The 24,288-nt window shown below is 52.5% G+C and carries 20 protein-coding genes; 15 read left to right on the plus strand and 5 right to left on the minus strand.

Features of this window, described 5'->3' with window-relative positions:
- The first annotated feature begins 7 nt into the window (after positions 1–7).
- Positions 8–739: a zinc ribbon domain-containing protein gene (locus tag F605_RS10425; RefSeq protein ID WP_022865184.1), complete on the plus strand. Its 732-nt coding sequence runs from the start codon at positions 8–10 to the stop codon at positions 737–739.
- A gap of 27 nt (positions 740–766) precedes the next feature.
- Here the strand turns inward: F605_RS10425 and gdhA are convergent, their stop codons facing one another.
- Positions 767–2,104 (minus strand): NADP-specific glutamate dehydrogenase, encoded by a 1,338-nt coding sequence (gene gdhA / locus F605_RS0107050; protein WP_022865185.1) that lies wholly within the window; start codon positions 2,102–2,104, stop codon positions 767–769.
- A gap of 266 nt (positions 2,105–2,370) precedes the next feature.
- Here gdhA and uvrC point away from each other — a divergent pair, with 266 nt between their 5' ends.
- From uvrC to F605_RS0107120, 14 genes are all read left to right on the plus strand, one after another.
- Positions 2,371–4,332, plus strand: a complete 1,962-nt coding sequence (gene uvrC / locus F605_RS0107055) for an excinuclease ABC subunit UvrC (RefSeq protein ID WP_022865186.1) — start codon at positions 2,371–2,373, stop codon at positions 4,330–4,332.
- A 29-nt stretch (positions 4,333–4,361) separates the two neighbouring features.
- The gene (gene rapZ, locus F605_RS0107060) at positions 4,362–5,315 is read left to right on the plus strand and encodes an RNase adapter RapZ (RefSeq protein ID WP_022865187.1); all 954 of its coding nucleotides are present in this window, start codon (positions 4,362–4,364) and stop codon (positions 5,313–5,315) included.
- A complete protein-coding gene (locus F605_RS0107065) occupies positions 5,312–6,310 on the plus strand; it encodes a gluconeogenesis factor YvcK family protein (protein ID WP_022865188.1) in 999 nt (332 codons plus the stop codon). Before rapZ ends, F605_RS0107065 begins: the two co-directional genes overlap by 4 nt.
- A gap of 61 nt (positions 6,311–6,371) precedes the next feature.
- Positions 6,372–7,349: a DNA-binding protein WhiA gene (whiA, locus tag F605_RS0107070; RefSeq protein WP_022865189.1), complete on the plus strand. Its 978-nt coding sequence runs from the start codon at positions 6,372–6,374 to the stop codon at positions 7,347–7,349.
- A gap of 221 nt (positions 7,350–7,570) precedes the next feature.
- The gene (gene gap, locus F605_RS0107075; protein WP_022865190.1) at positions 7,571–8,578 is read left to right on the plus strand and encodes a type I glyceraldehyde-3-phosphate dehydrogenase; all 1,008 of its coding nucleotides are present in this window, start codon (positions 7,571–7,573) and stop codon (positions 8,576–8,578) included.
- A gap of 114 nt (positions 8,579–8,692) precedes the next feature.
- A complete protein-coding gene (locus tag F605_RS0107080) occupies positions 8,693–9,883 on the plus strand; it encodes a phosphoglycerate kinase (protein ID WP_027723686.1) in 1,191 nt (396 codons plus the stop codon).
- A gap of 4 nt (positions 9,884–9,887) precedes the next feature.
- On the plus strand, positions 9,888–10,661 hold the full coding sequence (tpiA, locus tag F605_RS0107085) for a triose-phosphate isomerase (protein ID WP_022865192.1): 774 nt from the start codon (positions 9,888–9,890) through the stop codon (positions 10,659–10,661).
- A 129-nt stretch (positions 10,662–10,790) separates the two neighbouring features.
- On the plus strand, positions 10,791–11,039 hold the full coding sequence (secG, locus tag F605_RS0107090; RefSeq protein WP_022865193.1) for a preprotein translocase subunit SecG: 249 nt from the start codon (positions 10,791–10,793) through the stop codon (positions 11,037–11,039).
- 50 nt (positions 11,040–11,089) lie between these two features.
- Entirely contained in the window at positions 11,090–12,409 is a 1,320-nt protein-coding gene (locus F605_RS10430) for a CapA family protein (protein ID WP_022865194.1), read from the plus strand.
- 202 nt (positions 12,410–12,611) lie between these two features.
- Positions 12,612–13,946: a trigger factor gene (gene tig / locus F605_RS0107100; protein ID WP_022865195.1), complete on the plus strand. Its 1,335-nt coding sequence runs from the start codon at positions 12,612–12,614 to the stop codon at positions 13,944–13,946.
- A gap of 178 nt (positions 13,947–14,124) precedes the next feature.
- Positions 14,125–14,820, plus strand: a complete 696-nt coding sequence (locus F605_RS0107105; RefSeq protein ID WP_022865196.1) for an ATP-dependent Clp protease proteolytic subunit — start codon at positions 14,125–14,127, stop codon at positions 14,818–14,820.
- Positions 14,821–14,825: 5 nt separating this feature from the next.
- Positions 14,826–15,491 carry an ATP-dependent Clp protease proteolytic subunit gene (locus F605_RS0107110; RefSeq protein ID WP_022865197.1) on the plus strand — a complete coding sequence of 222 codons (666 nt, stop codon included), beginning with the start codon at positions 14,826–14,828 and terminating at the stop codon, positions 15,489–15,491.
- An 85-nt stretch (positions 15,492–15,576) separates the two neighbouring features.
- Positions 15,577–16,818, plus strand: a complete 1,242-nt coding sequence (gene clpX, locus F605_RS0107115; protein ID WP_022865198.1) for an ATP-dependent Clp protease ATP-binding subunit ClpX — start codon at positions 15,577–15,579, stop codon at positions 16,816–16,818.
- A gap of 134 nt (positions 16,819–16,952) precedes the next feature.
- On the plus strand, positions 16,953–17,273 hold the full coding sequence (locus F605_RS0107120; protein WP_022865199.1) for a chorismate mutase: 321 nt from the start codon (positions 16,953–16,955) through the stop codon (positions 17,271–17,273).
- Positions 17,274–17,325: 52 nt separating this feature from the next.
- On the opposite strand, the gene F605_RS10435 is transcribed toward F605_RS0107120, so the two are convergent.
- From F605_RS10435 to F605_RS0107140, 4 genes are all read right to left on the minus strand, one after another.
- The gene (locus F605_RS10435; RefSeq protein ID WP_231725768.1) at positions 17,326–19,212 is read right to left on the minus strand and encodes an AMP-dependent synthetase/ligase; all 1,887 of its coding nucleotides are present in this window, start codon (positions 19,210–19,212) and stop codon (positions 17,326–17,328) included.
- 46 nt (positions 19,213–19,258) lie between these two features.
- A complete protein-coding gene (gene valS, locus F605_RS0107130; RefSeq protein WP_022865201.1) occupies positions 19,259–21,946 on the minus strand; it encodes a valine--tRNA ligase in 2,688 nt (895 codons plus the stop codon).
- Positions 21,947–22,200: 254 nt separating this feature from the next.
- A complete protein-coding gene (locus tag F605_RS10440; protein WP_022865202.1) occupies positions 22,201–23,160 on the minus strand; it encodes a DUF5692 family protein in 960 nt (319 codons plus the stop codon).
- A 3-nt stretch (positions 23,161–23,163) separates the two neighbouring features.
- Positions 23,164–24,210 carry a hypothetical protein gene (locus F605_RS0107140; RefSeq protein WP_022865203.1) on the minus strand — a complete coding sequence of 349 codons (1,047 nt, stop codon included), beginning with the start codon at positions 24,208–24,210 and terminating at the stop codon, positions 23,164–23,166.
- Positions 24,211–24,288: the final 78 nt, after the last annotated feature.

Consider the following 24,288-nt stretch of genomic DNA (forward strand, 5'->3'; position numbering starts at 1 on the left):
GAACGCGATGGAAGCACCGTGGAAAGATCAGCTGGTTCTACTAGAGTTGCAAGAGCTGGACACCAAAATCACCAAGCTACATTTTCGGCTCAAGAAGCTGCCCCAATTGACGCAGCTAGCGGAGTTGAGCGAAAAAGACCGCAAGCTGGACGAGAAACACACGCAACTGTCAGCGCTTAAAACTGATAAACAGCGGGAAATAACCAGCCTGGAAAATGACTTGGCAGGAATTCAAAATCGTCTGCAAACTCAGCAGCAACGCTTAGATGCTGGAGCGGGAACCCCTAAAGAGCTGGTACGTCTCCAAGAAGAAATCCAACAGATGCGTAAGCGAATCTCCGATTTAGAAGAGCAAATGCTCTCGGTGCTGGGCGAGATGGAGCAGCTAGAGGACATCGAAGAGCAAATAGCCCAGCGCAAACAGGAACATGCCCAAGAGATTTCCCGCCTAAAAGAGGAAGTGAGAGCAGAAAACTCACAAATTACCGCCCAGTTGCAGCAGCTAGAAAACGAGCGGGAACAAAAAGCGGAGCCCCTAGATTCGCAGATGCTAGCTCTTTACGAGCAGGTGCGCGCCCAAACTGGTGGGGTGGGTGCCGTAAAGGTAGTTGACGGGAGAGCGGTCGGATACGATTTGGCTTTTTCGGTAGCGGAGATCGCGCACTTGCGGGCAGCTAAGCCAGAAGAAATTATTACCTCCGAGGACGAAGGCTATCTGCTGGTTCGCTGCCCGCAATAGTCACTATTCACTTATTTAGCTGGTGTTTTAAACGATGCCTTGCTCCATCATGGCGTGGGCTACTTTCAGGAAGCTATTGATATTAGCGCCCATCACATAGTCACCGGCATGCCCATATTCTTCCGCCGTCTGAGCACATTCGTCGTGAATATTGTGCATGATCTTGGTGAGTTCCTTTTCCACCTTCTCAAAGCTCCAAGAGGCGCGGGAAGCGTTTTGGCTCATCTCTAGGGCCGAGGTAGCAACCCCGCCAGCATTCGCGGCTTTACCGGGAGCAAATAACACCCCGGAATCTTGGAACAAGCTGGTGGCATTGGGAGTACAGGGCATGTTTGCGCCCTCGGCAACTACCTTTACTCCACCATCGAGCAAACGCTTTGCATCCTGAGAAGTAAGCTCGTTTTGGGTAGCACAGGGGAGCGCAACAGTTCCGCCAACTGCCCAAGGCTTAGATCCAGAATGATAGGTAACCCCCGGTTTCCGCTTGGCGTATTCAGTTAGCCGGGCGCGCTCTACCTCTTTAACCTGCTTGAGTAGCTGAACATCGATTCCGTCCTCGTCAAGAACCCAACCGGAAGAATCGGAAACGGTAACTACTTTTGCGCCTAGTTGTTCCGCTTTTTCTGCCGCGTAAATCGCTACGTTACCGGCACCGGAAATCATTACCCGCTGTCCTTCTAGGTCAAGTCCGCGCGTTTGTAACATTCTCTGGGCAAAGAGCACTGCCCCGTAACCAGTGGCTTCGGTGCGCGCTTGGGATCCGCCCCAAGATAGAGATTTCCCGGTTAGCACCCCGGTTTCGAAACGGTTGGTTAGTCGCTTATACATACCGAATAGGTATCCAATTTCGCGTCCCCCCACACCAATGTCACCAGCAGGGATATCGGTATATTCTCCAATGTGGCGATACAGCTCAGTCATAAACTGTTGGCAAAAACGCATTACTTCGGTGTCGGAGCGTCCGTGGGGATCAAAATCGGAACCACCCTTGCCGCCGCCGATGCCTTGACCGGTTAGAGCATTCTTGAAAATCTGTTCGAAACCCAAGAATTTCAAGATGGAGCGGTTCACTGAGCGATGGAAACGCAGACCGCCCTTATAGGGGCCGAGTGCGGAGTTGAACTCGATGCGGTAGCCGCGATTAACCTGGACTTCGCCGTTATCGTCGACCCAGGGAACTCGGAAAAGAATCTGGCGTTCCGGTTCTACCAGCCGATCTAGAAGTTTAGTTTCAGCGAACTCGGGATGCTTCTCTACCGCGGGGCCAATGGATTCTAGGATTTCCCTTACTGCCTGGTGAAACTCGGGTTCATTAGGGTTACGATCGAGAACCTCATCGTAAACCTTTTCCACAACACTGCTCATCAGCGCCTCCTTAAAACTTTCTCGGTATGTCTCGTCCGCCTTATCGAACGAAGCGCACTACCTCTTTAGTTTTCATTTTCCGCCGAAACTTTACCACCGCTATCCACATTTTGACTGAGCCATTAACTTTTTTGCCTTTCTCACATTATTTACGAGCCCAGCAGGGACTTAAGGCGGATATTAGCCAGCATACGGGTGGCAACGGCGTGAGCATACGAGGATAACTTCAGGTTAGAAAGGCGAGGGAAGGCAGGTATCCTAAGGGCATGGCTGATCCTGCGTCCTACCGGCCGGCTCCGGCAGATATTCCCCCTAGTCCCGGGGTTTACCGTTTTCTGGATAAAAATGGGCGGGTTATCTACGTGGGAAAAGCTGTAAACTTGCGTAACCGCCTGGCTAACTATTTTCAACCTCTAGAGTCACTGCATCCGCGCACCCGAAAAATGGTAACTACCGGGGCAGCAGTAAAATGGGTGACGGTCGGGAACGAGCTAGAGGCACTGTCCCTAGAATATTCCTGGATAAAAGAGTTCGCGCCGCGTTTCAACGTAATGTATCGGGACGACAAATCCTATCCCTACCTCGCCCTAAATATGGGGGAGGAATATCCGCGGATCCATATCACGCGGGAGCGGCGCCGCCCTAACTCTCGCTATTTCGGGCCCTACACCCAGGTGTGGGCGATTCGGGAAACCATGGATTTACTGCGAAAAGTTTTCCCGCTGCGCTCGTGTACCAAAGGGGTTTTTAACCGTTCTAGGGCGCTGGGGCGTCCCTGCCTGGAAGGCTATATTGATAAATGCTCTGCCCCCTGTGTAGGCAGGATTTCCAGCGAAGACTACCAGCAGCTCGCCGCACAGGTAAGTGCCTTCTTGGATGGGAAAACCGAGCCTTTTACTTCCCGCCTTCGCCAGGAAATGGAGGAGGCTGCTTCTCGCCTGGACTTTGAACAGGCGGCGAGACTACGCGACCAGTTGCGCGCCCTCGAAAAAGTTAGAGAAAAGAATACGGTAGTGCTGGACGAAAGCGTTGACGCCGATGTTTACGCCTTTGCCAAAGATGATTTAGAAATGATTGTGCAGGTATTTTATGTGCGTGCCGGCCGGATACGCGGCGAGCGCGGGTGGGTAGTGGACACCCCGGAAGATAAGGATCTGCCGGAAATGCTAGAAAGTTTCTTAGAGCAGACTTACGGGGAATATCGGCAGTTAAACCAGGCGGTAGCCCCCGCCAAAAGCATAGATGATGTGGAGCATACTCCTACCCAAGCTATCCCCGCCGAAATTTTGATGCCGCTGCTGCCCGCACAGGCCTCGACCTTGTGTGACTGGCTAGGAGAAATTCGCGGAAAGAAAGTAGAAATTAGGGTGCCGCAGCGGGGTTCGAAGCGTTCGTTGCTGGAAACCGTGGAGCAAAATGCGGCTCAAGCTTTGCGGCTGCATAAAACCAAACGGGTAGGGGATTTAACTCAACGCTCCGAAGCCTTACGCCAGCTGCAGGAATATTTAGAGTTAGCGGATGCTCCCTTAAGGATAGAAGGCTACGATATTTCTCACACGCAAGGTACTCACCAGGTGGGCTCGATGGTGGTATTCGAAGACGGCGCTCCCTTAAAGCGTGCCTATCGCAGCTTTAATATTCAAAGTACCCCGGAGGATTCGGCTGACGATACTAAAGCCATGAATGAAGTCCTCACTCGGCGTTTCGCGAGGTTACGCCAGGAAGAAGCGGAAGCACAACAGCAATTGGTAAGTGCCGAAACTTCTGGAGAACTTCACTTGCGGCGTTTTTCTTATCCCCCGGACTTGATCGTGGTGGATGGGGGAGCACCCCAGGTAAATGCGGCACAAAAAGCTCTGGAAGCAGTAGGCGCTAATGTGAGTGTGATTGGATTAGCCAAGCGTTTGGAGGAAGTGTGGTTACCGGGTGCAGAGTTTCCAGTGATTCTGCCGCGGACTTCCCCTGCGCTTTATCTCTTGCAATACCTGCGCGATGAATCCCACCGCTTTGCGATTACCGCGCATCGGAAAAAACGCGGGAAAACCGTGCGGAAGTCGGTATTAGATTCGGTTCCAGGGTTAGGTCCGGTACGACAAAAGGCCTTGTTAAAGCGTTTTGGTTCCTTAAAGCGGCTACGGGAAGCCGAGGTAAAACAAATCGCGGAAGTACCTGGCATCGGAGAGGTAATGGCGAAGCAGATTTTTGATTCCCTTGCCGATAGCCGGTAAGTTGGCGCGCTTCGTTGCATACTTAGAACATGGATGAAGCTCACCGACAATACGAATCTTCCCCTCCCACTGTTCCCGAGGGAGTGCCGATTCTTGATGAAACCGCGCCCCCTCGTGATGCCAATGTTCCGGAGATGATTATTATTACCGGAATGTCGGGGGCGGGACGTTCGCGCGCCGGGCAGGCATTAGAGGACCTGGACTGGTATGTGGTCGATAATCTGCCGCCCGCCATGTTACTGCCCTTCGCGGATATGATGACTCCGGAAGGGGAAGGTATTCACCGCCTTGCCGCGATTGTGGATGTACGCAGCGGGGAACTGTTTTCTAAACTGCAATATTCCTTGGATGAACTATCGCGGCGCAATATCCGTTATCAGCTGGTTTTCTTGGACGCGGACGAACGGGTTTTGGTGCGTCGCTATGAATCTAATCGGCGTCCGCATCCGTTGCAAGGAGGAGGACGGATTCTCGACGGAATTCGGTCCGAGCGGCGAATACTGGCTCCCATTCGCGCCCGTGCCGATGCCCTAATCGACACCACTAATATGAATGTGCATGACCTGAATCGGCATATGCGCGATGTAGTGGCCGGTGAGGGGGAACGCCCGATGAAACTCACCGTAATGTCCTTTGGATTTAAAAATGGGATTCCCCTAGACGCTGATTGGGTTTGTGACGTGCGCTTTTTAGCCAATCCCTATTGGGTAAGCGAGTTGCGGCATTTGACTGGCCGGGACGCACCGGTAGCGAAATATGTACTGGATCAGCCGGGGGCCGAGGAATTCGCGGAAAACATGGTGAATATGTTGACCCCAATTTTCGACGGGTATTTAACGGAGCTCAAACCTTTCGTTACTATCGCGGTCGGTTGTACCGGCGGGCAGCATCGTTCGGTGGCACTGGCTGAAAAAATGAGTGAGCTGTTCCGGATGCAGGGCTTGCCGGTGCGCACTGTTCATCGAGATCTGGGGCTGGAATGAGGACGTTACTAGATTCAAACGGCTGGATGACTCGCGGGTGGACCGGCCCCAATATTGTGGCGCTCGGCGGGGGGCATGGTTTGTCAGCAACTTTGCGAGCCTTGCGACATATTACCCGGCAATTAACTGCCGTAGTCACGGTAGCTGACGATGGCGGCTCGTCTGGGCGTTTGCGCGAAGAGCTGGGGGTACTTCCTCCCGGGGATCTGCGGATGGCACTGGCGGCGTTATGCGATGACACCGATTGGGGATTGACCTGGCGAGATGCTATGCAACATCGCTTTAGCTCCGAGGGGCCGCTGGATAATCACGCGCTGGGGAATCTGCTAATTGTCACCATGTGGGATCTTTTAGGAGACGTAGTCGAAGGTCTAGATTGGGTGGCAAGACTGCTCAACTGCAAGGGCAAAGTACTGCCCATGTGTGCGGATCCCATGGAGATTGAGGCCGATTTAGTCCTCAATGGTAAAAAACGTACTGTCCATGGGCAAGCGAAAGCAGCCAAAGCTCCGGGGAAAGTAGTTGACGTGCGTCTAAGCCCGACTCACCCGCGGGTTTGTCCGGAGACTATCCAGGCGATTAAAGATGCCGAGGGAATCGTTCTCGGGCCAGGGTCTTGGTATACCTCGGTGATTCCACACTTGTTAGTTCCCGAACTAGCCGCGGCTTTGCAACAGTCATCAGCGGTAAAAGTAATGGTGATGAATCTACAACCACATACGGATGAGACCGAGGATCTAACTCTGTCAGGACATATCGAGGCCTTCCGGCATTATGCGCCCGATACTAAAATCGACGTGGTGATTGTGGATCCCACCGCTATTGAAGATGATGATGATCTAGAAAGCGCCGCCGAATCCATCGGGGCAAAGCTGATTATGCGCCAGGTAAGGGCGGGGTCGGCCTCAGAGCAACATGATCCTTTGCGGCTGGCGGCAGCATTGCGTGATGCTTTCGAAGGGTATCTGTCGGAAGTGGGATTTTCTGAGCTTTAGCTAGAATGAAGTCTAGATCGAAACTAAGTATTTATTTTTTAGGGCGGAAAGGGATAACCAGATGTCGTTGACCTCAGATATTAAAAATGAACTAGCGGAGAAAACCTTAGCTAGGCAGTCTGAGGCGCAGGCGCAAACCGCTAGTATCTTGCGCTTTGCCGGTGGCATCCATTTGATTAACCGCAATATTGTGGTGGAGGCCGATGTCGACAATGTAGCGGTGATGAAAAATCTGGTTGATTGTCTGCAAAATCTTTTTGATACTCATCCCGATGTGGTGAAAGTAGAGGCCAAGGGAATTCGTGCCGATGATCGCTACGTGGTGCGGGTAGTAGAAAACGCCGGGACTCTAGCACGGTTGACCGGTTTGCTGGATCGAGCCGGGCGTCCGGTACGAGGGTTGTCTCCGCGCCTAGTCTCCGGTGATTTGGGAGTGTCTAAGGCCACCTGGAGAGGTGCTTTTATGGCTCGCGGATCGTTATCACAGCCGGGGCGCTCCGGATCTTTAGAAATTACCTGCCCTGGACCAGAGGCTGCGTTGGCGCTGGTGGGGGCAGCGCGCCGTCTCGGAGTAAACGCAAAGTCTCGCCAGGTTCGCGGCTTAGATCGGGTGGTGGTTCGTGATGGAGAGCAAATTTCTAAACTGTTAACCGCCATCGGGGCAGTAAAGGCGCAAGCAATTTGGGAAAAGAATCGCGAAACTAATCAAGTACGGGGCTCAGTTAATCGCTTAGCGAATTTTGATGACGCCAATCTGCGCCGCAGTGCCCGGGCAGCAGTAGCGGCCGCCGCGCGCGTAAAACGTGCCTTCGAGATTTTGGGGGACGATATTCCAGAACACCTCTTACAAGCTGGTCAACTGCGCTTGCAGTACAAAGAAGCTTCACTAGAAGAACTGGGGCATAAGGCAGATCCACCGCTAACGAAAGATGCGGTTGCCGGCAGGATCCGGCGGCTGTTAGCTATGGCAGATAAAGTAGCCCACGAGCGGGGGATACCTTCCACGCAAGCAGCAGTTGATCAGCAGGACAGCGATTAATCCGTACTCCCTGACAGTCGGGAATTTTTCCAGGGTAAAGTCTTAATAAATAACGACTATCGGCCTAAGCGCAAAGCCGCTATTTTGTGTAAACTAAAAACTAAGAGGACGACTCAAGATGGTCGTCCCCAAGATTGGGGCCGCTGGTTTCACTAGGTGGCCATGGATCTTGACCGAATAAATAGACTCCGCTGGTAAACCAGCAGTTCAGGAGGATAATAGTGACTATCCGTGTTGGAATCAACGGCTTTGGCCGTATCGGCCGTAACTTCTTCCGGGCCATTCGGGCTCAGGGCGCCGATATCGAGGTTGTGGCTGTAAACGACCTCACCGACAATAAAACTCTTTCTCACCTGCTAAAATATGATTCGATTCTCGGGCGCCTTGATGCTGAGGTAAGCTACGACGAAAAATCTATTACCGTAGGCGATCACAAAATCGTAACTTTCGAAGAGCGCGATCCTGCTAACCTGCCGTGGAGCGAAGTGGGTGCCGATATCGTTATCGAGTCCACCGGCTTCTTCACTGACGCCACCAAGGCAAAGGCTCACCTGGAAGGGGGAGCTAAGAAGGTTATTATTTCCGCTCCCGGTAAGAACGTGGATGCCACTTTCGTGATGGGTGTAAACCACACCGATTACGATCCCGAAAAGCACACCATTATTTCCAATGCTTCCTGCACCACCAACTGCCTAGCTCCGATGGCCAAGGTACTAAACGATAACTTTGGTATTGAGCGCGGCCTGATGACCACCATTCACGCCTATACCGGGGATCAGCGTCTGCACGATGCTCCGCACAAGGATCTGCGTCGCGCCCGCGCTGCCGCGCTGAACATTGTGCCCACCACCACTGGTGCTGCCAAGGCGGTTTCTCTGGTACTACCGGAACTGAAGGGCAAGCTGGACGGCTATGCTCTGCGCGTACCGGTACCTACCGGCTCGGTTACCGACCTGACCTTCACCCCCTCCAAGCCCTGCACCGCTGAAGAGATCAATGCGGCGATGAAGAAGGCTGCTGAGGGAGAGCTCAAGGGAGTTCTTGCATACTCTGATGACGAGCCGCTAGTTTCCACCGATATCATGACCGATCCGCACACCTCGATCTTCGATTCTGGCCTGACCAAGGTAATCGACGGCCAGGTGAAAGTGGTTTCCTGGTACGACAACGAGTGGGGCTACTCCAACTCCTTGGTCAACCTGACCAAACTGGTAGGGGAAAAGCTCTAAACTGATGCGACGTGATGCATAAGGTATGCCCGCCTGCCTGTCTCAGGCAGGCGGGCATAGTCTTATTACTCGTTTTACGCCCACCGGGGCAGGAAGGTTAACTAAATAATGGCTCTGAGAGATATTGAGTCCTTAGGAGATTTAACAGGGCGTAAAGTCCTGGTGCGCTCCGACTTTAATGTGCCGTTGCAGGACGGCAAGATCACGGATGACGGCCGGATTCGTGCCGCATTGCCCACTCTTAAAGCTCTGGTAGACGCCAAAGCGAAAGTTGTGGTGATGGCGCACCTCGGTCGCCCGAAAGGACAGGTAAATCCCGAATTTTCCCTTGCTCCGGTGGCCAAACGGCTCGGAGAACTGCTGGGACAGGAAGTAGTCCTGGCGAAGGACACCGTCGGCGAAGACGCTAAGAAACAGGCGGCTGCCCTAGAATCGGGACAGGTCTTACTACTGGAGAATGTCCGTTTCGATGGACGTGAAAACTCCAAGGATGACGCGGAGCGGGAAGCATTGGCTAAAGAATACGCGCAGCTTGCCGATTTCTTTGTCTCCGATGGTTTTGGGGTAGTACACCGTAAGCAAGCTTCCGTGTATGACATCGCCAAGTTGTTGCCTTCCGCGGCAGGATTCTTGGTAGTTAAGGAAATCGAATCCTTACGCCGGGCAACCGATAATCCCGAACGTCCCTACGGAGTGATTCTGGGAGGTTCCAAGGTATCCGACAAGCTGGGGGTTATCGAGAACCTACTGGAAAAAGCGGATTTCCTGGCTATTGGGGGCGGCATGGCCTACACCTTCTTAGCGGCTAAAGGCTACGAGGTAGGTAACTCCCTGCTGGAAACTGAGCAGATCGAAACCGTGAAAGGCTATATGGAAAAGGCTGAAGAGCGCGGGGTAGACCTGTTACTGCCGGTTGACACCCTGGTGGCTCCGGAGTTTTCGGCAGATTCCCCAGCAACTTTGGTTGACTGCGACCAGATGCCTACTGGCCAGATGGGACTAGATATTGGCCCTAAGACCGCCAAACTGTTTGCAGATAAAATTAAAGCTGCCAAGACAGTGGCTTGGAACGGCCCGATGGGAGTATTTGAATTTGCTGCCTTTAGCGAAGGCACTAAGGCGGTTGCCCAGGCTCTGGCGGACTCGGAATGTTTTAGTGTAATCGGTGGGGGAGATTCCGCCGCTGCCGTGCGCACCCTGGGATTTGATGAAAATAAGTTCAGCCATATTTCTACCGGTGGCGGAGCTTCTTTGGAACTATTAGAAGGTAAGACCCTACCGGGGATTGCCGTATTGGAGGATTAATAAAATGACTCGTACCCCCTTGCTAGCTGGCAACTGGAAAATGAATATGAACCACCTGGAGGCAACTCGGCTGGTTCAAGAGCTGGCTCTCGACTTGCAGGATCACAATTTTGACTACCGCAATGATGTCGTAGTGATCCCCCCGTTCACTGACATTCGCTCGGTGCAAACTGTAGTAGAGTCTGACAACCTAAAGATTACCTATGGTGCCCAGGATGTTTCGGTGCATGAATCTGGGGCTTACACGGGGGAAATCGCAGCTTCTATGCTCACCAAGCTGGGATGCTCCTGGGTGGTAGTTGGCCACTCGGAACGGCGTGAATACCACAACGAAAGTGATGAACTGGTCGGTCAGAAAGCTGAGGTAGCTTTAGAAGCGGGCATGACCCCGATTATTTGCTGCGGTGAAGGCCTCGACGTGCGCAAAGCTGGTCAGCACGTAGCTCATGTGGTTAAGCAGATCGAAGGCGCCTACAAAGGTATTTCCGCGGATGACGCGGTTAACACCGTAGTTGCTTATGAACCGATCTGGGCAATTGGGACCGGCGAAACCGCTACTCCCGAAGACGCTGAAGAAGTTTGCGGAGCTATCCGGGAAAAACTAGCTGAGCTGTATTCAGCTGACGTAGCCGAGTCGATCCGGATTCTCTACGGCGGTTCGGTAAAATCCGCTAACGTAGCCGAGATTATGGCGAAACCGAATGTGGATGGCGCCCTCGTGGGAGGAGCCTCCCTAAAGGCCGAAGAATTCTCTAAGATTGCTCGGTTCGACGACTAGCCAGGAAGCTACTGAATTTTTCCGCTCCTAAGCGGTGAAGTTCCTAACGATTGGCGGCGGGTCTACTGTGACCCGCCGCCAATACGCTATAGTGAAAGGCAGTTCATATATTTTTGGGAGAAGAAACTAGTGGAAACCGTAATCGAGATTATCGCGCAAGTAGTGTTAGTGCTATCCAGCTTGTTCCTGATTCTCACCATTTTGATGCATAAAGGTTCCGGGGGTGGGCTATCCGATATGTTCGGAGGGGGTCTCACCTCTAGCGCGGGCTCTTCTGGAGTAGCCATGCGTAACTTGAACCGGATTACCGTGGTAACCGCTATCATCTGGTTTATCAGTGTGGTTGTTCTCGGTCTGTTACCCCGAATTTTTTCTTAGCTTTCTAACAAAATAATTAGTCGGTTAAGCCCCTGCAGAAAGACTTCCCCATGAGCGAAGAAGCTAAAAGGACGCCCGCGCATCGGCGGGAAAGTAAGTCTTCGTGGAAGATCATTCTCGCGGTTTTAGGGGCGGTTTGCCTGGTAGCCCTACTGGCGGTGGGCGCCGTCATGGGATATTCCATGTACGAAGCGGGCAAAGTTAACCAGCCGGAAGCTAGTAATGTTGCCAAAACAGCAACTAAAACCGCAAGCGCTAAGATTTCGACCCCGCCCCCGCCAAAAGAAGTACAAATAACTTTGGCGGCAACCGGGGATGTGCTGGCGCATGACCCTGTCGTACAGAACAGTTGGAAGCACGGCAAGGGAAGTCACTACACACCCGCGATAGAAAAGCTGCGCCCCTGGATTGCGGGAGCCGATATTGCTTTTTGCCATCAAGAAATTCCCTTCGGTAAATCTGACAAAGATTCTGAAGGCTATCCGGTGTTCAAAGCGCCGTTAGGATGGGCGCAAGATAGCAAAGAAATCGGCTACGATGGCTGCTCGACCGCATCGAATCATACCTTGGATCAAGGACGGGATGGAGTAGCGCATACTATTCAGGCATTGCGGAATGTGGGACTGGGAGTAACGGGATCGGCGGAAAACTCCGAAGCTCCGCGCTATCAAATGTACGAGATCACCAAAGAAGGACGGTCTTTCAAACTCGCTCATATCTCAACTGCCTATGGCTTAAACCAGGGAGAAATCCCGCAGTACAAACAGAATCCCTGGCTAGTTAATCTCACCACTGACGGCCAAATCATTGTGGACATTGCCCGGCAGGCACGCAGCGCGGGAGCTGATTTCGTAGTGGCCTCGGTGCATTCGGGTGTGGAATACCAATCTGCCCCCTCTGCCGAGCAAGATCGCATCGCCAAGACGCTCGCCGATTCCGGGCAGGTCGACCTGTACCTGGGTCACCACGTGCATGTGCCCCAACCCATTAGGAAGATTCCGGGAGGAGTCGATGGGAAAGGCCTGTGGGTATACTACGGCGTCGGCAACTTACTCTCGGCGATGAATCCCCGGCAGGGAGTCGGTACCCAGGCTGGCCAGATTGCTTTCCCCACCATTACCTTGCCTTCTAACGGTAAACCCTATGTGTCTGCGGCAGGGTGGGTGCCCCTGATTATGGATCGTGCTACCTTGCAGATAGTTCCGGGATACCTTTACGAGACTCCCGAGGGCGCCGGAACGAATTTGAGTAAAGCTACGGCCGCTCGTTATTTGGATAATCTGCGCAAGGTTACCGAGGATCAGGCGACCGAGCTAAAAGCTCCTCCTAGTGCGGATTCTACTGCGCAAATCAAACTTCTAAACAGCTAGCTTTCCTGCTCCCGTGGGGCAGTGAGTATTTGAGAGTGAAGCACACAGTAGCCCTTTTAGGTACGCTAGCTCACATCTGTGGGGTCATCATTTCCTGAATATCGCGTATTGCCATAAGATTATCAGCGTTGCAATTTATCCGAACAGGGGAGATTTGCCACTTGCAGGCAGAACCCCTCATACAAGCCACGGGAGCGTATTTGTGAAAACAGACGTGGAAAAGCTGGAAGAAACCAGGGCGAAATTAACCGTTCAGGTGCCTTATGAAGATCTCAAACCGGAGATCGATAAGGTGTACAAGCAGCTGGGGAAGCAAGTTTCAATTCCTGGCTTCCGCCCAGGGCACGTCCCGAATCAGATTATTGACCAGCGGATTGGACGTGGCTACGTACTAGAACAAGCCATTAACGAGCGTTTAGGCGACTTTTATGGGCGCGCCCTTGGGGAAGCAGAGCTTACCCCTCTGGGACAGCCGGAAGTAGACATAGTTGAAACTCCGGCAGTCGAAGGCAAACCCGGTGGGGATCTGAAGTTCACTGCCGAGGTTGATATCGTCCCCGAGTTCGAACTGCCCTCTCTAGAGGGGGTTACTTTAGAAGTAGCCAAGCTAGAAGTTAGCGACGAGGACGTAGAAAAAGAACTCGATCAGCTGCGTGATCGCTTCGCCTCGCTAAAGACTGTCGAACGCCCGGCTCAAGATGGTGACTTTACCTCTATCGACATGGTTGCCAAGATTGAGGACGAGGAAATTGATTCAGTTTCTGGGGTTTCTTACCAGATTGGCTCGCAATCGATGCTCGAAGGCATGGATGAAGCTTTGACCGGGATGAACGCGGGAGATACTGCGGAGTTCAAGTCCACCCTAAAGGGCGGAGATCATGAGGGAGAAGAAGCTGACGTAACTTTGACCCTCCATAAGGTCAAAGAGCGCGAATTGCCGGAAGCCGATGATGAATTTGCGCAAATGGCTTCCGAATTTGACACTATCGGGGAGCTGCGGGCAGACCTCCGCGGTAATGTGGAAAAGATGCGTCGCCAGCAGCAGGCTTTAGAGGCTCGCGAGAAGCTGCAGGACTACCTGGTAGACAACACTGATTTCCCGCTGCCGCAAGCCTTTATTGATGGCGAAGTTGATCGCCTGGCAGAAGGGAAAGAAGACGCTGACCGCGAAGAAATTACCGAGTCGGTGAAGAAGCAAGCCAAGCAACAGATCGTGGTGGATCGGATCGCTAATGACCGTGAGGTCGAGATTGATCCTAATGAGCTCTACCAGTCTATTTTTGAGATTGCCCAGATGTATGGAGTTGATCCTATGCAAATGCTGCAGGATCAAAACCAGGTGGCCGCCATGGGGCAAGATTTGCGGCGTAACCGGGCTCTAGTAACAACTCTGCGGGAAGTGACCGTAAAGGACGAGGACGGTACAGAAATCGATTTGTCGGAGTTCACTAAAGATCCGGCCGAAGCGCGCGCCGAACAGGCGGCCAAAGCCGCAGCCGAGGCGGCCGAAGCTGACGGTGAAGCTGAAGAGAAGTAGGTAGGTTAAGAAGTAGGTTAACCTTTCAAATTTGGTGGGGGCAGGAAGCGGGAGCTTTCTGCCCCCACCATTATCTATTGCGGCTACGTATCCAGGCGCCAGGTATAAGCTTGTATGGGCATAAGTCCTAAAAGTTGGATGCAGCCCCACAATTTCCTGCGCTAAAAGCGTAACCGGCATGTGTAAGAAGAAAACCGCTTCCAAAGACGATATTTTGATAGTGAACCATTTTAGTCCCACAGATAAGGAAAAACCTGTGCAAACTGCAGCAGTAAAAAATGAGGGAGATCAGCCTAGCTCCCTAGCTTTGGGTGACCATGTTTTCAATAAGCTGTTAAAAGAACGGATTATTTGGTTGGGCTCGGAAGTAGCCGAGGATAACGCCAACCAGATTTGTGCGCAGATGATGTTATTGGCGGCGCAAGATCCGGAAAAACCGATTTTCCTATATATCAATTCGCCCGGTGGATCGGTGACTGCCGGTATGGCTATCTATGACACCATGCAATATATCCAGCCTGAGGTCGTAACCGTGGCTCTGGGGATGGCTGCCTCCATGGGACAGCTGCTGCTTACTGCCGGTACCCCGGGGAAACGTTATGCGACTCCGCATGCCCGGATTCTGATGCACCAGCCTTCGGGGGGAGTAGGCGGTACTGCCTCGGATATTCGTATTAATGCCAACTTGATTTTGCAGATGAAACAGGAACTAGCGGAAATCAATGCCCAGCGCACCGGTAAATCTGTTGAAAAGATTCGCGAAGATTCCGAAAGAGATCACTGGTTTACCGCTCAAGAGGCACTGGAATATGGCTTCATTGACCATGTTATTGAGTCCGCTCGCAACCTCGGCGCTGATGGAAAGGAACTGTAATCACCATGGCTTTTTCACCTCTATATCCGGCGGGGGCACCACGATTAGCTGCTAATATGCCGATTGATCGCTACGTACTTCCCGAGTTCGAGGAGCGTACCTCCTACGGGTTCAAACGCCAAAACCCCTATACCAAGTTGTTTGATGAACGCATTATCTTCCTGGGGGTGCAGGTAGATGATTCGTCAGCGGATGACGTAATGGCGCAGCTACTGGTGTTGGAATCGCAAGACCCCGATTCTCTCATCACCATGTACATTAACTCTCCCGGTGGCTCTTTCACCGCCATGACCGCTATCTATGACACCATGCAGTATGTGAAGCCGCAGATCCAAACGGTTTGCTTGGGGCAGGCGGCTTCGGCGGCGGCGGTGCTGTTGGCGGGAGGCTCTGCCGGTAGCCGTTTGGCTTTGCCCAATGCGCGAATCGTGATTCACCAACCTTCGATGCAGGGTTCACAGGGGCAGGCAACTGATATCGAAATTATTGCGGAAGAAATCGACCGCATGCGTACTTGGCTTGAGGATACGATTGCCAAGCACTCGGGACAGACTTCGGAGCAAGTGCGGAAAGATATCGAGCGCGATAAGATTTTGACCGCCCAGGCCGCCAAGGAATACGGACTGATCGATCAAGTTTTAGAGTCCCGAAAAACTCCCATAAAGCAATAGCATCCCCTGGGGAGCGTGTTGGCGCTGCCCAATCGGAGAAATCCCCCTAGGCTAGGGGTAAGGATTTGATTTAGGAGGGATCCTAGTGGATGAAGAGGCCGAGCTGTTAAAATGCTCGTTTTGTGGCAAGACGCAACGGCAAGTACGTAAGTTAATTGCCGGTCCGGCAGTCTATATCTGCAATGAATGCGTTGATCTTTGCAACGAAATCATGGAAGAGGATACCGCGAAACATTCGGGATCCAAAGCCAAGCCTCTGCCGAAGCCTAAAGAAATCTACGACTTCCTAAATCACTATGTTATTGGGCAAGACCACGCCAAACGGGCGCTGTCGGTTGCAGTCTATAACCATTACAAGCGAGTGCAGGCTAAAGAACGAGGACAAAACATCGACATGTCCTTGACCAAGTCGAATATTTTGCTGCTCGGTCCCACCGGTTGCGGCAAAACTCATTTGGCGCGCTCCTTGGCCAAGCTACTTAACGTCCCGTTTGCCATCGTAGATGCTACCGCGTTAACCGAAGCCGGATACGTGGGGGAGGACGTTGAGAATATCCTGCTGAAGTTAATTAATGCCGCTGATGGCGACATAAAACGCGCCGAACGCGGGATAATTTATATAGACGAGATCGATAAGATTTCCCGCAAAGCAGAGAATGCCTCGATTACCCGGGATGTCTCGGGGGAAGGTGTGCAGCAGGCGCTGCTAAAAATTATTGAGGGAACCGTGGCTTCGGTACCTCCGCAAGGCGGACGTAAACACCCTCATCAGGACTATCTAGAGATTGATACTAACTCGATCCTCTTTATAGCTGCCGGCGCTTTTGCTGGCATAGATGAGATTGTGAAGTCGCGGCTAGGACAACATTCCACCGGTTTCGGTTCTTCTTTAAAGTCTTCTGCTGAACACGGTGACCTTTATGCACAGGTAACCGCGGATGATTTGCATCGTTTTGGCCTGATCCCAGAGTTTATTGGGCGTTTGCCAGTCTTAACTTCGGTAAAGGAACTCACCGAATCCGATCTGGTGCGGGTATTGGTGGAGCCGGAAAATTCCTTGGTTGCCCAGTATTGCTCCCTATTTGAATTGGATGGAATTGATTTACATTTCACCGATGGAGCCATCCACGCAATTGCGCGGATGGCCAGGGAACGGGGCACTGGAGCGAGGGCGCTTTCTTCCATTATGGAGGCGGTACTAAAAGAGACTATGTTCGAGGTTCCCTCGCAACCGGATGTACGTTCCGTGACAATCACGGAAGAGGTAGTGCAGCAGGGCGCTAAACCTACTTTGCTAGAGACGGTTCCGCGCTCTAAGACGGCCTAGAATCTGTTACCCATCTCCGTTCGGGTAACTGGAGATCACTATGCTAACTTAACTAATGCTTGCGGAGAGCGATATTAGTTAAGTTAGCGTGGACAGGTTGGCCGCGCTGGCGTGCTCTCCTTTATCCTTAGGCCATGGATACTAAGCAGGAAGATTCCACCCCTAAGATCCCGCCCGAATTGGCGCAGGCACGCGCCACTATCGATAATATCGATGCCGCTTTGATTCATATTTTGGCCGAGCGTTTTAAATGTACTCAAAAGGTCGGCTATCTTAAAGCCCGCCTGGGACTTAATCCGGAGGATAAAGGACGGGAACAACGGCAGGTAGCAAGACTGCGAGCTTTAGCTGAAGAAGCAGGCTTAGATCCGGTGTTTGCCGAAAAATTCTTAAACTTTATCGTGCAGGAAGTTATTCGCCACCATATCGATATTGCCGAGCAACAGCGCAGCTAGCCCCACAGAGGATAAACCTAAGGAGGGCAGGGGATTAGCTGGTTGCTATGCGCTAATCGTCTTGCAGGGGACCACCGTAGATCGCGTTAATTTCGTTTTCAAATCGCTTTAGCACCACGGAACGTTTTACCTTTAGCGAAGGAGTCATCATACCGTTCTCCAAAGAAAAATCAGTGGTTAATACCCGGATCTTGCGGATAGATTCGGCGCGAGAAACCTTTTGGTTAGTGCGTGCTACTGCCCGCTCTAGAGCCTTTAAAACTGCGGGGTGGCGAGCAGCGTCAGAAATATCCATCGGTGGCAAGTTGTGGTTGCGCAGCCAGCCCGGAAGCATTTCCGCATCCAAGGTAACTAGGGCAGCAATGAAGGGGCGCCGATCTCCCACCGCGACCACATTCGAGATTAGCGGGTGTCCGCGCAGGCCATCTTCCAATATTTCTGGAGAGACATTTTTGCCCCCGGCGGTCACAATAATTTCTTTCATTCGACCGGTGATATATACGAAACCCTCATCATCAATCCAGCCTTTATCTTCGCTATGTAACCATCCGTCTTCGGTATAAAGCTCGGCGGTTTCTTTCTCTAAATTGAGGTAGCCAGGAGACATAGCGTCACCTTTGAACAGTACTTCGCCCTCGTCAGAGATACGTACTGCGATCCCGGGAACTGGTTGTCCTACCGAGCCGATCTTGGCGCGGGTCGGTACATTCACGGTAGCCGGTCCTAGCGTCTCGGTCAGGCCGTAGCCTTCACAAACCGTGACCCCAATACCGCGGAAGAAATGCCCTAAGCGTACCGATAGGGGACCGCCCCCAGAAATAATATATTTTGCATTCCCACCCAAAAGATTAGTCAGGCGCGATAACACCAGTTGATAAAATACCTGTCGACGAATTTTCAGCGCCCGGGAAGGTCCCTCGGGGGCATCTAGAGCCTTGGAATAGTCAATAGCAGATTTAGCGGCCATCCGGAACAACCGTAGCTTGATTCCGTTTCCTGCTGAGGCGTCGGCCGCGTTATAAATTTTTTCCAGAACCCGTGGCACTGCCAGCAGATAGGAGGGCTTAAAAGATGCTAGATCTGCCAGTAGATTCTTGGTGTCGGGTACTAGCCCTAGCACGCCGGGACCGAGTAACGCTCCCCAGGAAACTAGACGCGCGAGCGCATGGGCTACCGGCAAGAAAAGTAGACAGCGCGTGGTTTTCTGCATCCCGATCTCCGCCAAATAATCTAAAAGATTCGGTAGCAAGGCCGTGGCGTTACGTTGAGTAATAAGCGTCCCTTTAGGACGCCCGGTGGTTCCGGAAGTATAAATAATGGTGGCAATAGTATCGCCGGTAATCTGGGCGTTATAGGAGTCGATGACTGCCGGAGCAATTTGTCGTCCCGCCTCAATAATGGTCAGTAAATCCCCGGCAGCCAGTGAATATATGCGGCATTTACGATCCGCCCGCGCGGCTACCGCCTGGATTAATTCTTGAGAGGACTGGTTCGAGGCAATTGCATAACGAATATCGGAGTCCTGTAAAATCCATTCGATTTGTGCGGCGGAGTCAGTTTCGTAAATGGGAACCGTAACAATCCCGATTGCCAGCGCGGCCATATCGATCAGGGTCCACTCATAGGAAGTAGGGCCGTGTAACGCTAAGCGGTCTCCTGGTTTTAGGCCAATACCAAGTAAGCCGCGAGAGACTGAACTGATCTCGTCCCAGAACTCGCCGGCAGAAACCTTGCGCCACTGTTCCCCGAGCAGGCTCTTTTGCTCGATAACTGTTTGGTTAGGATCCTCGGTGACGCGGCGGCGAAACAGCGACACGATATTGTCGTGTTCGGAGCGAATCTTGGTCGCCGGCATCGAGAACTGAGTCAAGGTACCGGGAGTTTTCCCAGCTACTGCTACGGTTCCTGGCGGGAAAGTTATGCCCTTGTCTGTGTCCACTTGTTTCTCCTTAAACCAGTTAATCACGACTTTAGCCTACCCTAAGTTACTTCCGTACTTTCTTCGGGGGAGGGGTGCCCAACACCGCATCTTCCGTGGTAACCTGCAGGTCGGATCCATTGTTTACCTGGACTTTAACCGTCCCCGTTAACGAGGCTGCAGCATCTAAATCAGCTCGTACCGCCGACAGATTTTCTGCGGACCACTCATCGGCGTAAACAATGGTTACCTGATCAAACGGGGTGCGCTGGCCAACTTTAGCTTCTGACTTTACCTTCCGAAGTACGCTCAGCGTGTCGCCGGCCAGTTTTAGTAGTTGCGCATCTCCTGCGGCAGCTTGCAGGGCGGGAGTAACCTGCGGCCAAGGTGCGGTGTGCACAGAGCCGCTGCGGTACCAGGACCATACTTCCTCGGCAGCATAGGGTAAAAATGGTGCCAGCAGGCGGGTTACGTTATCGACCACAATTGCCAGGGCTGTCCGCGCCGAATCCTGCACCTCGCTGTCCCAGCTCCCAGCGAAGTTGTGAGCCCGATCTTTAACTAGCTCTAGATAGTTGTCACAAAAATCCCAGAAGAATGATTCAGTTTGCTCTAAGGCCCGAGTATGGTCGTAGCGTTCAAAGGCTTCGGTAGCAGTGATAATCACCTCGTTCAGTCGGGCAAGCACCGCTTTATCTAGGGGAGTAGTTACCTTTGCGGGGTCAAGACACAGACCCGCGTCCTCGGTCATCGAAAGCGCAAATTTGGAGGCGTTGAGCAGTTTCATAGCCAGGCGCCGCCCGATTTTCATTTGCGCTTCCTCAAACGCAGTATCGGTACCCAGGCGAGCGGCAGCTGCCCAATAGCGCACCGAGTCTGAGCCGTGTTTTTCTAGCAGCCCCATGGGGGTAACTACATTGCCTTTAGACTTCGACATCTTCTTGCGATCCGGGTCCAGAATCCAGCCCGAAATTGCGGCGTTCTTGAATGGTAGGGCGCCGAACTCCAGGTGCGCGCGCACTACGGTAGAGAACAGCCAGGTGCGGATAATGTCTTGACCCTGGGGACGCACATCCATGGGGTAAACCCGCTTAAAGAGGTCTTCATCGCGCAGCCAGCCGCCCGCAATTTGGGGGGTGAGCGAAGAGGTCGCCCAAGTATCCAAAATATCTACTTCGGCGGCAAACCCGCCGGCTTTCCCGCGTTGCTCCGCGGTAAATCCGGCGGGAACATCGCTGGTGGGATCAATCGGTAAGGATTCTTCCGCGGGCATCAGTACCTGGTCATAACTAACCTCACCATTCTGGTCAATGCGATACCAAAGCGGAATCGGTACCCCAAAGAAGCGCTGGCGAGAAACCAACCAGTCGTTATGCAGGCCATGTACCCAGTTGGAGTAGCGTACCTTCATAAAATCGGGATGGAACTTTAGCTCCTCACCCCGCGCTAGTAGCTCACTATTAAGGTTGTCGCGGTGTCCGCTAAGAGTGTAGTCGCTGCCACCATTGCGGATATACCATTGCCGGGACATTACGATCTCTAGAGGACGGTCACCTTTTTCAAAGAAATTGGTTTGCCGCATAGTTTTTTGCGGTTCTCCCTGCAGCTCTCCGCTCTCTTTGAGGGCATCCACTACGATTTGTCGGGCAGAGAAAGTAGTCTTCCCGCGAATCGCATCCATTAGTTCTTTACCAGTTGGATCGGTAATCCAATCAGTGGGCTCGTGGGTGATCCGGCCATCTTTTGCCAAAATCACTCGGGTAGGTAGTTCTAGGTCTCGCCACCATTGAACGTCGGTGACATCACCGAAAGTACAGCACATGGCGATGCCGGCGCCCTTATCCATTTCGGCTGCCGGATGCGCCAGTACCGGAACCTCTACGTTAAAGCCGGGACTGGTTACCGTTTTGCCAAATAAATGCTGGTAACGCTGGTCATCCGGGTGTGCCACCAAGCAGCAGCAAGCCGCCAGTAACTCTGGACGAGTGGTTTCAATTATTACGTCTTCTCCGCCTGCCAGGTGGAAAGCCAGCGCATGATAGAAGCCGGGGTAGTCGCGTGCTTCTAGTTCGGCTTGTGCTACCGCGGTTTGGAAAGTTACGTCCCATAGTCCGGGAGCTGCCGCTTGATAGGCTTCCCCGCGCTTAAGGTTCCGCAAGAATGCCGCCTGCGCCACCTTTTGGGAATCCTTAGAAATGGTTTGGTACTGATGCTTCCAATCCACGCTCAGCCCCAGACGCCGCCAGAGCGCCTCAAAGGACTTCTCGTCCTCTTTAGTTAGCTCTTCACAAAGTTCAATAAAGTTTTTACGAGAAATCGGCACCTGATCTCGGGCTTTCACCGATTTGGAATCCCCGTGATGAGGGGGCTCAAAATTCGGGTCATAGGGCAAGGTGGGATCACAACGCACCCCGTAATAGTTTTGGGCGCGTCGCTCGGTAGGCAAGCCATTATCGTCCCAGCCCATGGGGTAAAACACCTTTTTGCCCCGCATGCGCTGGTACCGGGCGAGGCAATCGGTGTGGGTATAGGAAAACACGTGTCCTACGTGCAAAGATCCAGAGGCCGTAGGTGGGGGAGTGTCGATGGAGAACACTTCAGAGCGTTGCGCTTCGCGGTCAAACGCATAGACCTGCTGCTCTTCCCAGGCCTGCCCCCAACGCTCTTCGAGGCCATCTACGCTTACTCGCTGAGGTACCTGGGGGGCGGGTAAGTTTAGATCGGTTAAATCCCGGTGATCGTGGGGATTACTCATCGGCCATCTCCTATTTCAATATTTCTCTGTTTACCGGCTCTGCCACCTCTCTAGGCGCAGAAACTAGTGTTTACATACCCTACTAAACTACTCGGTTTCGCAGGCCAACCCCAAAATGTTTCGGACGTCCTCGACCTCGTAACATAACTATAATGACTGGTAAAAGCCAAGAGCCTGCCACCTAGAAACCTGAATCAAGCTCAGGAAATCTGGGTGACAGGCTCCGCTTATGCGTCACAGTCAGAATTTAATGATTATTCTTTGATTTTTCCTCCGTTTTCGCGAGCAATCTGCTGGTTATAGGGAGTATTCCAATAAACTTCTTGGGTAAAGGGATTGCGCCTGGTGGAGCGTACTTTATAAATGTGATACCCGAACACTGCCACATTGGCCACTAGGGCGGCTGCCGAAAGTAGCAGCATCGCCGTGGGGTTGTGGGCGCTGCGGTGGGCAAACAGGGAATCTTGCATAAAGTGCGGGAAGGTTAGCACTATTGCCGACCAGAAGGTCAAAGTATAAGCCCGGTATTGAATCCAGGCTCCTTTCCCAAAGGCCAGGAAAGCCGGAATGGTGCAGGAGGCTAACAAGGCTACCCCCGAATACCAGGCACGGTCAGCTAAGCAGTTATAGACGTAGGCAACATTCCACAGATCATAGGCAATAATCCAGCCGATAGTCAGATCGCCCCAAATAATCTGTTTGTTCTTGCCTCTGGATACGTAGATTCCCATCCAGCCCGAAATCATTAGGAAATTTAGGATTCCCGCGATTCCGTTCATAATGTTCCACGGACCGCCCCAGGTAACCATGCCTTGTGAGGGATCCACCCCGTGGATTCCGTAGCACTGAAAATCCCGAATCACGGCCTCGATAATGTTTATCGCCAAAATAAAAGGCGGGATACACAAGTACCAGCGTTTATCACGCAACTTCGGGAAATACTGCAAGGCGACCAGGGATAATGATCCAATCAACGCCGAGTATTGTTTCACGATCGGGAACCAACCGTCCGAGTTGGTTCCGGCACGCGAGTAGGGCCACCAGAAAATTGTCAGCGCCACCGGGATCACGATGAATACCGCAATCGCCACCCATTTATAGCGGATCGCTAGCCAGGCCATTACCGCCAGACCCGCGATGACCACCAGTAGCATTAGGTAGTCATACCACTGACCAAGCTCAAAAAAGAATAAAGTCGGATAGTCCGGTGTCATCAGTTATTTCGCCGCCTTCTTGCCCCAGCCGGGCAGATAGGTTTTCTCTTTCTTTTGGCGGATCTGTTCCTCCCAAGAGAACTCCGGTTCTTCCCAATCGGTGAAATAGTCGCTATCGACTACTTCAGCCCAGGGGGAGTTGGCGGAGGTAGGTGGCCAAGCGGGGTTGTCGGTTACTGGAGGACGTACCTCATTTACTGCTGGGTCTTGCCGGCCGTAGCGCAGCCACTGGTTATGGGTCTCTTCGTAAAGCTCGGTGCCATCCCAACGTCCTGCGGGAGTATCGTACCCGAACAGCTTGCCCCCTAGTACTGCCCGCTTAATCCGGCCTTGCCATTGCGGTTTCTTGCGGAACTCGGCAACCCGCTTTACATAGAGGTTCTGCAGGTGCGCCATGCACCCTCCGATTAGTTCAATATTGATCCAGTTAATCGCAGCCGCAAACTTGGTATCGGGTTCAAATCCAATCCTCCAGTGGTTGATTAACCGGCAGCGGTCGCCCTGGAGGGGGATTAGGTAAAAACACCAGGCCGCCGCGTAGTGCTTCATCCCGGGGTAACGGAAAGCGAATGATCCGGGTGCCCGCGGCGGGTGTTTGGTATCGACCCATTGGGAAAGATACTTACCGGGAACTACGTCCGCCCATTCCATGGACATACCGGTGAAGTCAAACGCCGCGATATCGCCGGGTTTTAAGGCATCTGGCCCTTGCCACTGTTCTTGAATTTCGTAGGAATTAAAGAAAGGTAGCCGGGCAAAGGTGCGTTCTAGGAACTCTGAAGAATAGGATCCGGCTTTGTCGCAACCTAACTGTTTTAGGTGCCGGTACACCGCATAGGCGGGAGCATCAATATTGATGGCATAGGTTGAGGAGCGACCATTGGAGTAGCAGCGGTCAATTAAGTCATCGGAAGGATAGTGCCACTCATTTTCTTCTTTGGTAGCGTTGCCCGAAAACTGACTGAAGCCGAACATTCCGCCGAGGGCGACGCTGCCCCCTAAAGCTCCCAGGCGCAAAACCTTTTTTATACGGCCAGATTTACTAGACATATAGATTCTCCGTAGTTGAATATTTTGGGTATTTTTTAAAACAGGTAACATCGTTGTTAACCCTGCGTTAACATTTAA

It is taken from the genome of Varibaculum cambriense DSM 15806 (genome assembly GCF_000420065.1).
GTDB classification, from domain to species: domain Bacteria; phylum Actinomycetota; class Actinomycetes; order Actinomycetales; family Actinomycetaceae; genus Varibaculum; species Varibaculum cambriense.

What these genes read in the sequence shown, in the direction of transcription:
- whiA (WP_022865189.1), top strand. Translation starts at nt 6,372, where the DNA reads ATGTCGTTGACCTCAGATATTAAAAATGAACTAGCGGAGAAAACCTTA.
- F605_RS0107110 (WP_022865197.1), top strand. Translation starts at nt 14,826, where the DNA reads ATGGCTTTTTCACCTCTATATCCGGCGGGGGCACCACGATTAGCTGCT.
- F605_RS0107105 (WP_022865196.1), top strand. Translation starts at nt 14,125, where the DNA reads ATGTGTAAGAAGAAAACCGCTTCCAAAGACGATATTTTGATAGTGAAC.
- tpiA (WP_022865192.1), top strand. Translation starts at nt 9,888, where the DNA reads ATGACTCGTACCCCCTTGCTAGCTGGCAACTGGAAAATGAATATGAAC.
- F605_RS10440 (WP_022865202.1), bottom strand. Translation starts at nt 23,160, where the DNA reads ATGACACCGGACTATCCGACTTTATTCTTTTTTGAGCTTGGTCAGTGG.
- F605_RS0107065 (WP_022865188.1), top strand. Translation starts at nt 5,312, where the DNA reads ATGAGGACGTTACTAGATTCAAACGGCTGGATGACTCGCGGGTGGACC.
- F605_RS10430 (WP_022865194.1), top strand. Translation starts at nt 11,090, where the DNA reads ATGAGCGAAGAAGCTAAAAGGACGCCCGCGCATCGGCGGGAAAGTAAG.
- uvrC (WP_022865186.1), top strand. Translation starts at nt 2,371, where the DNA reads ATGGCTGATCCTGCGTCCTACCGGCCGGCTCCGGCAGATATTCCCCCT.
- F605_RS0107140 (WP_022865203.1), bottom strand. Translation starts at nt 24,210, where the DNA reads ATGTCTAGTAAATCTGGCCGTATAAAAAAGGTTTTGCGCCTGGGAGCT.
- F605_RS10425 (WP_022865184.1), top strand. Translation starts at nt 8, where the DNA reads ATGGAAGCACCGTGGAAAGATCAGCTGGTTCTACTAGAGTTGCAAGAG.
- gdhA (WP_022865185.1), bottom strand. Translation starts at nt 2,104, where the DNA reads ATGAGCAGTGTTGTGGAAAAGGTTTACGATGAGGTTCTCGATCGTAAC.
- rapZ (WP_022865187.1), top strand. Translation starts at nt 4,362, where the DNA reads ATGGATGAAGCTCACCGACAATACGAATCTTCCCCTCCCACTGTTCCC.
- F605_RS0107120 (WP_022865199.1), top strand. Translation starts at nt 16,953, where the DNA reads ATGGATACTAAGCAGGAAGATTCCACCCCTAAGATCCCGCCCGAATTG.
- valS (WP_022865201.1), bottom strand. Translation starts at nt 21,946, where the DNA reads ATGAGTAATCCCCACGATCACCGGGATTTAACCGATCTAAACTTACCC.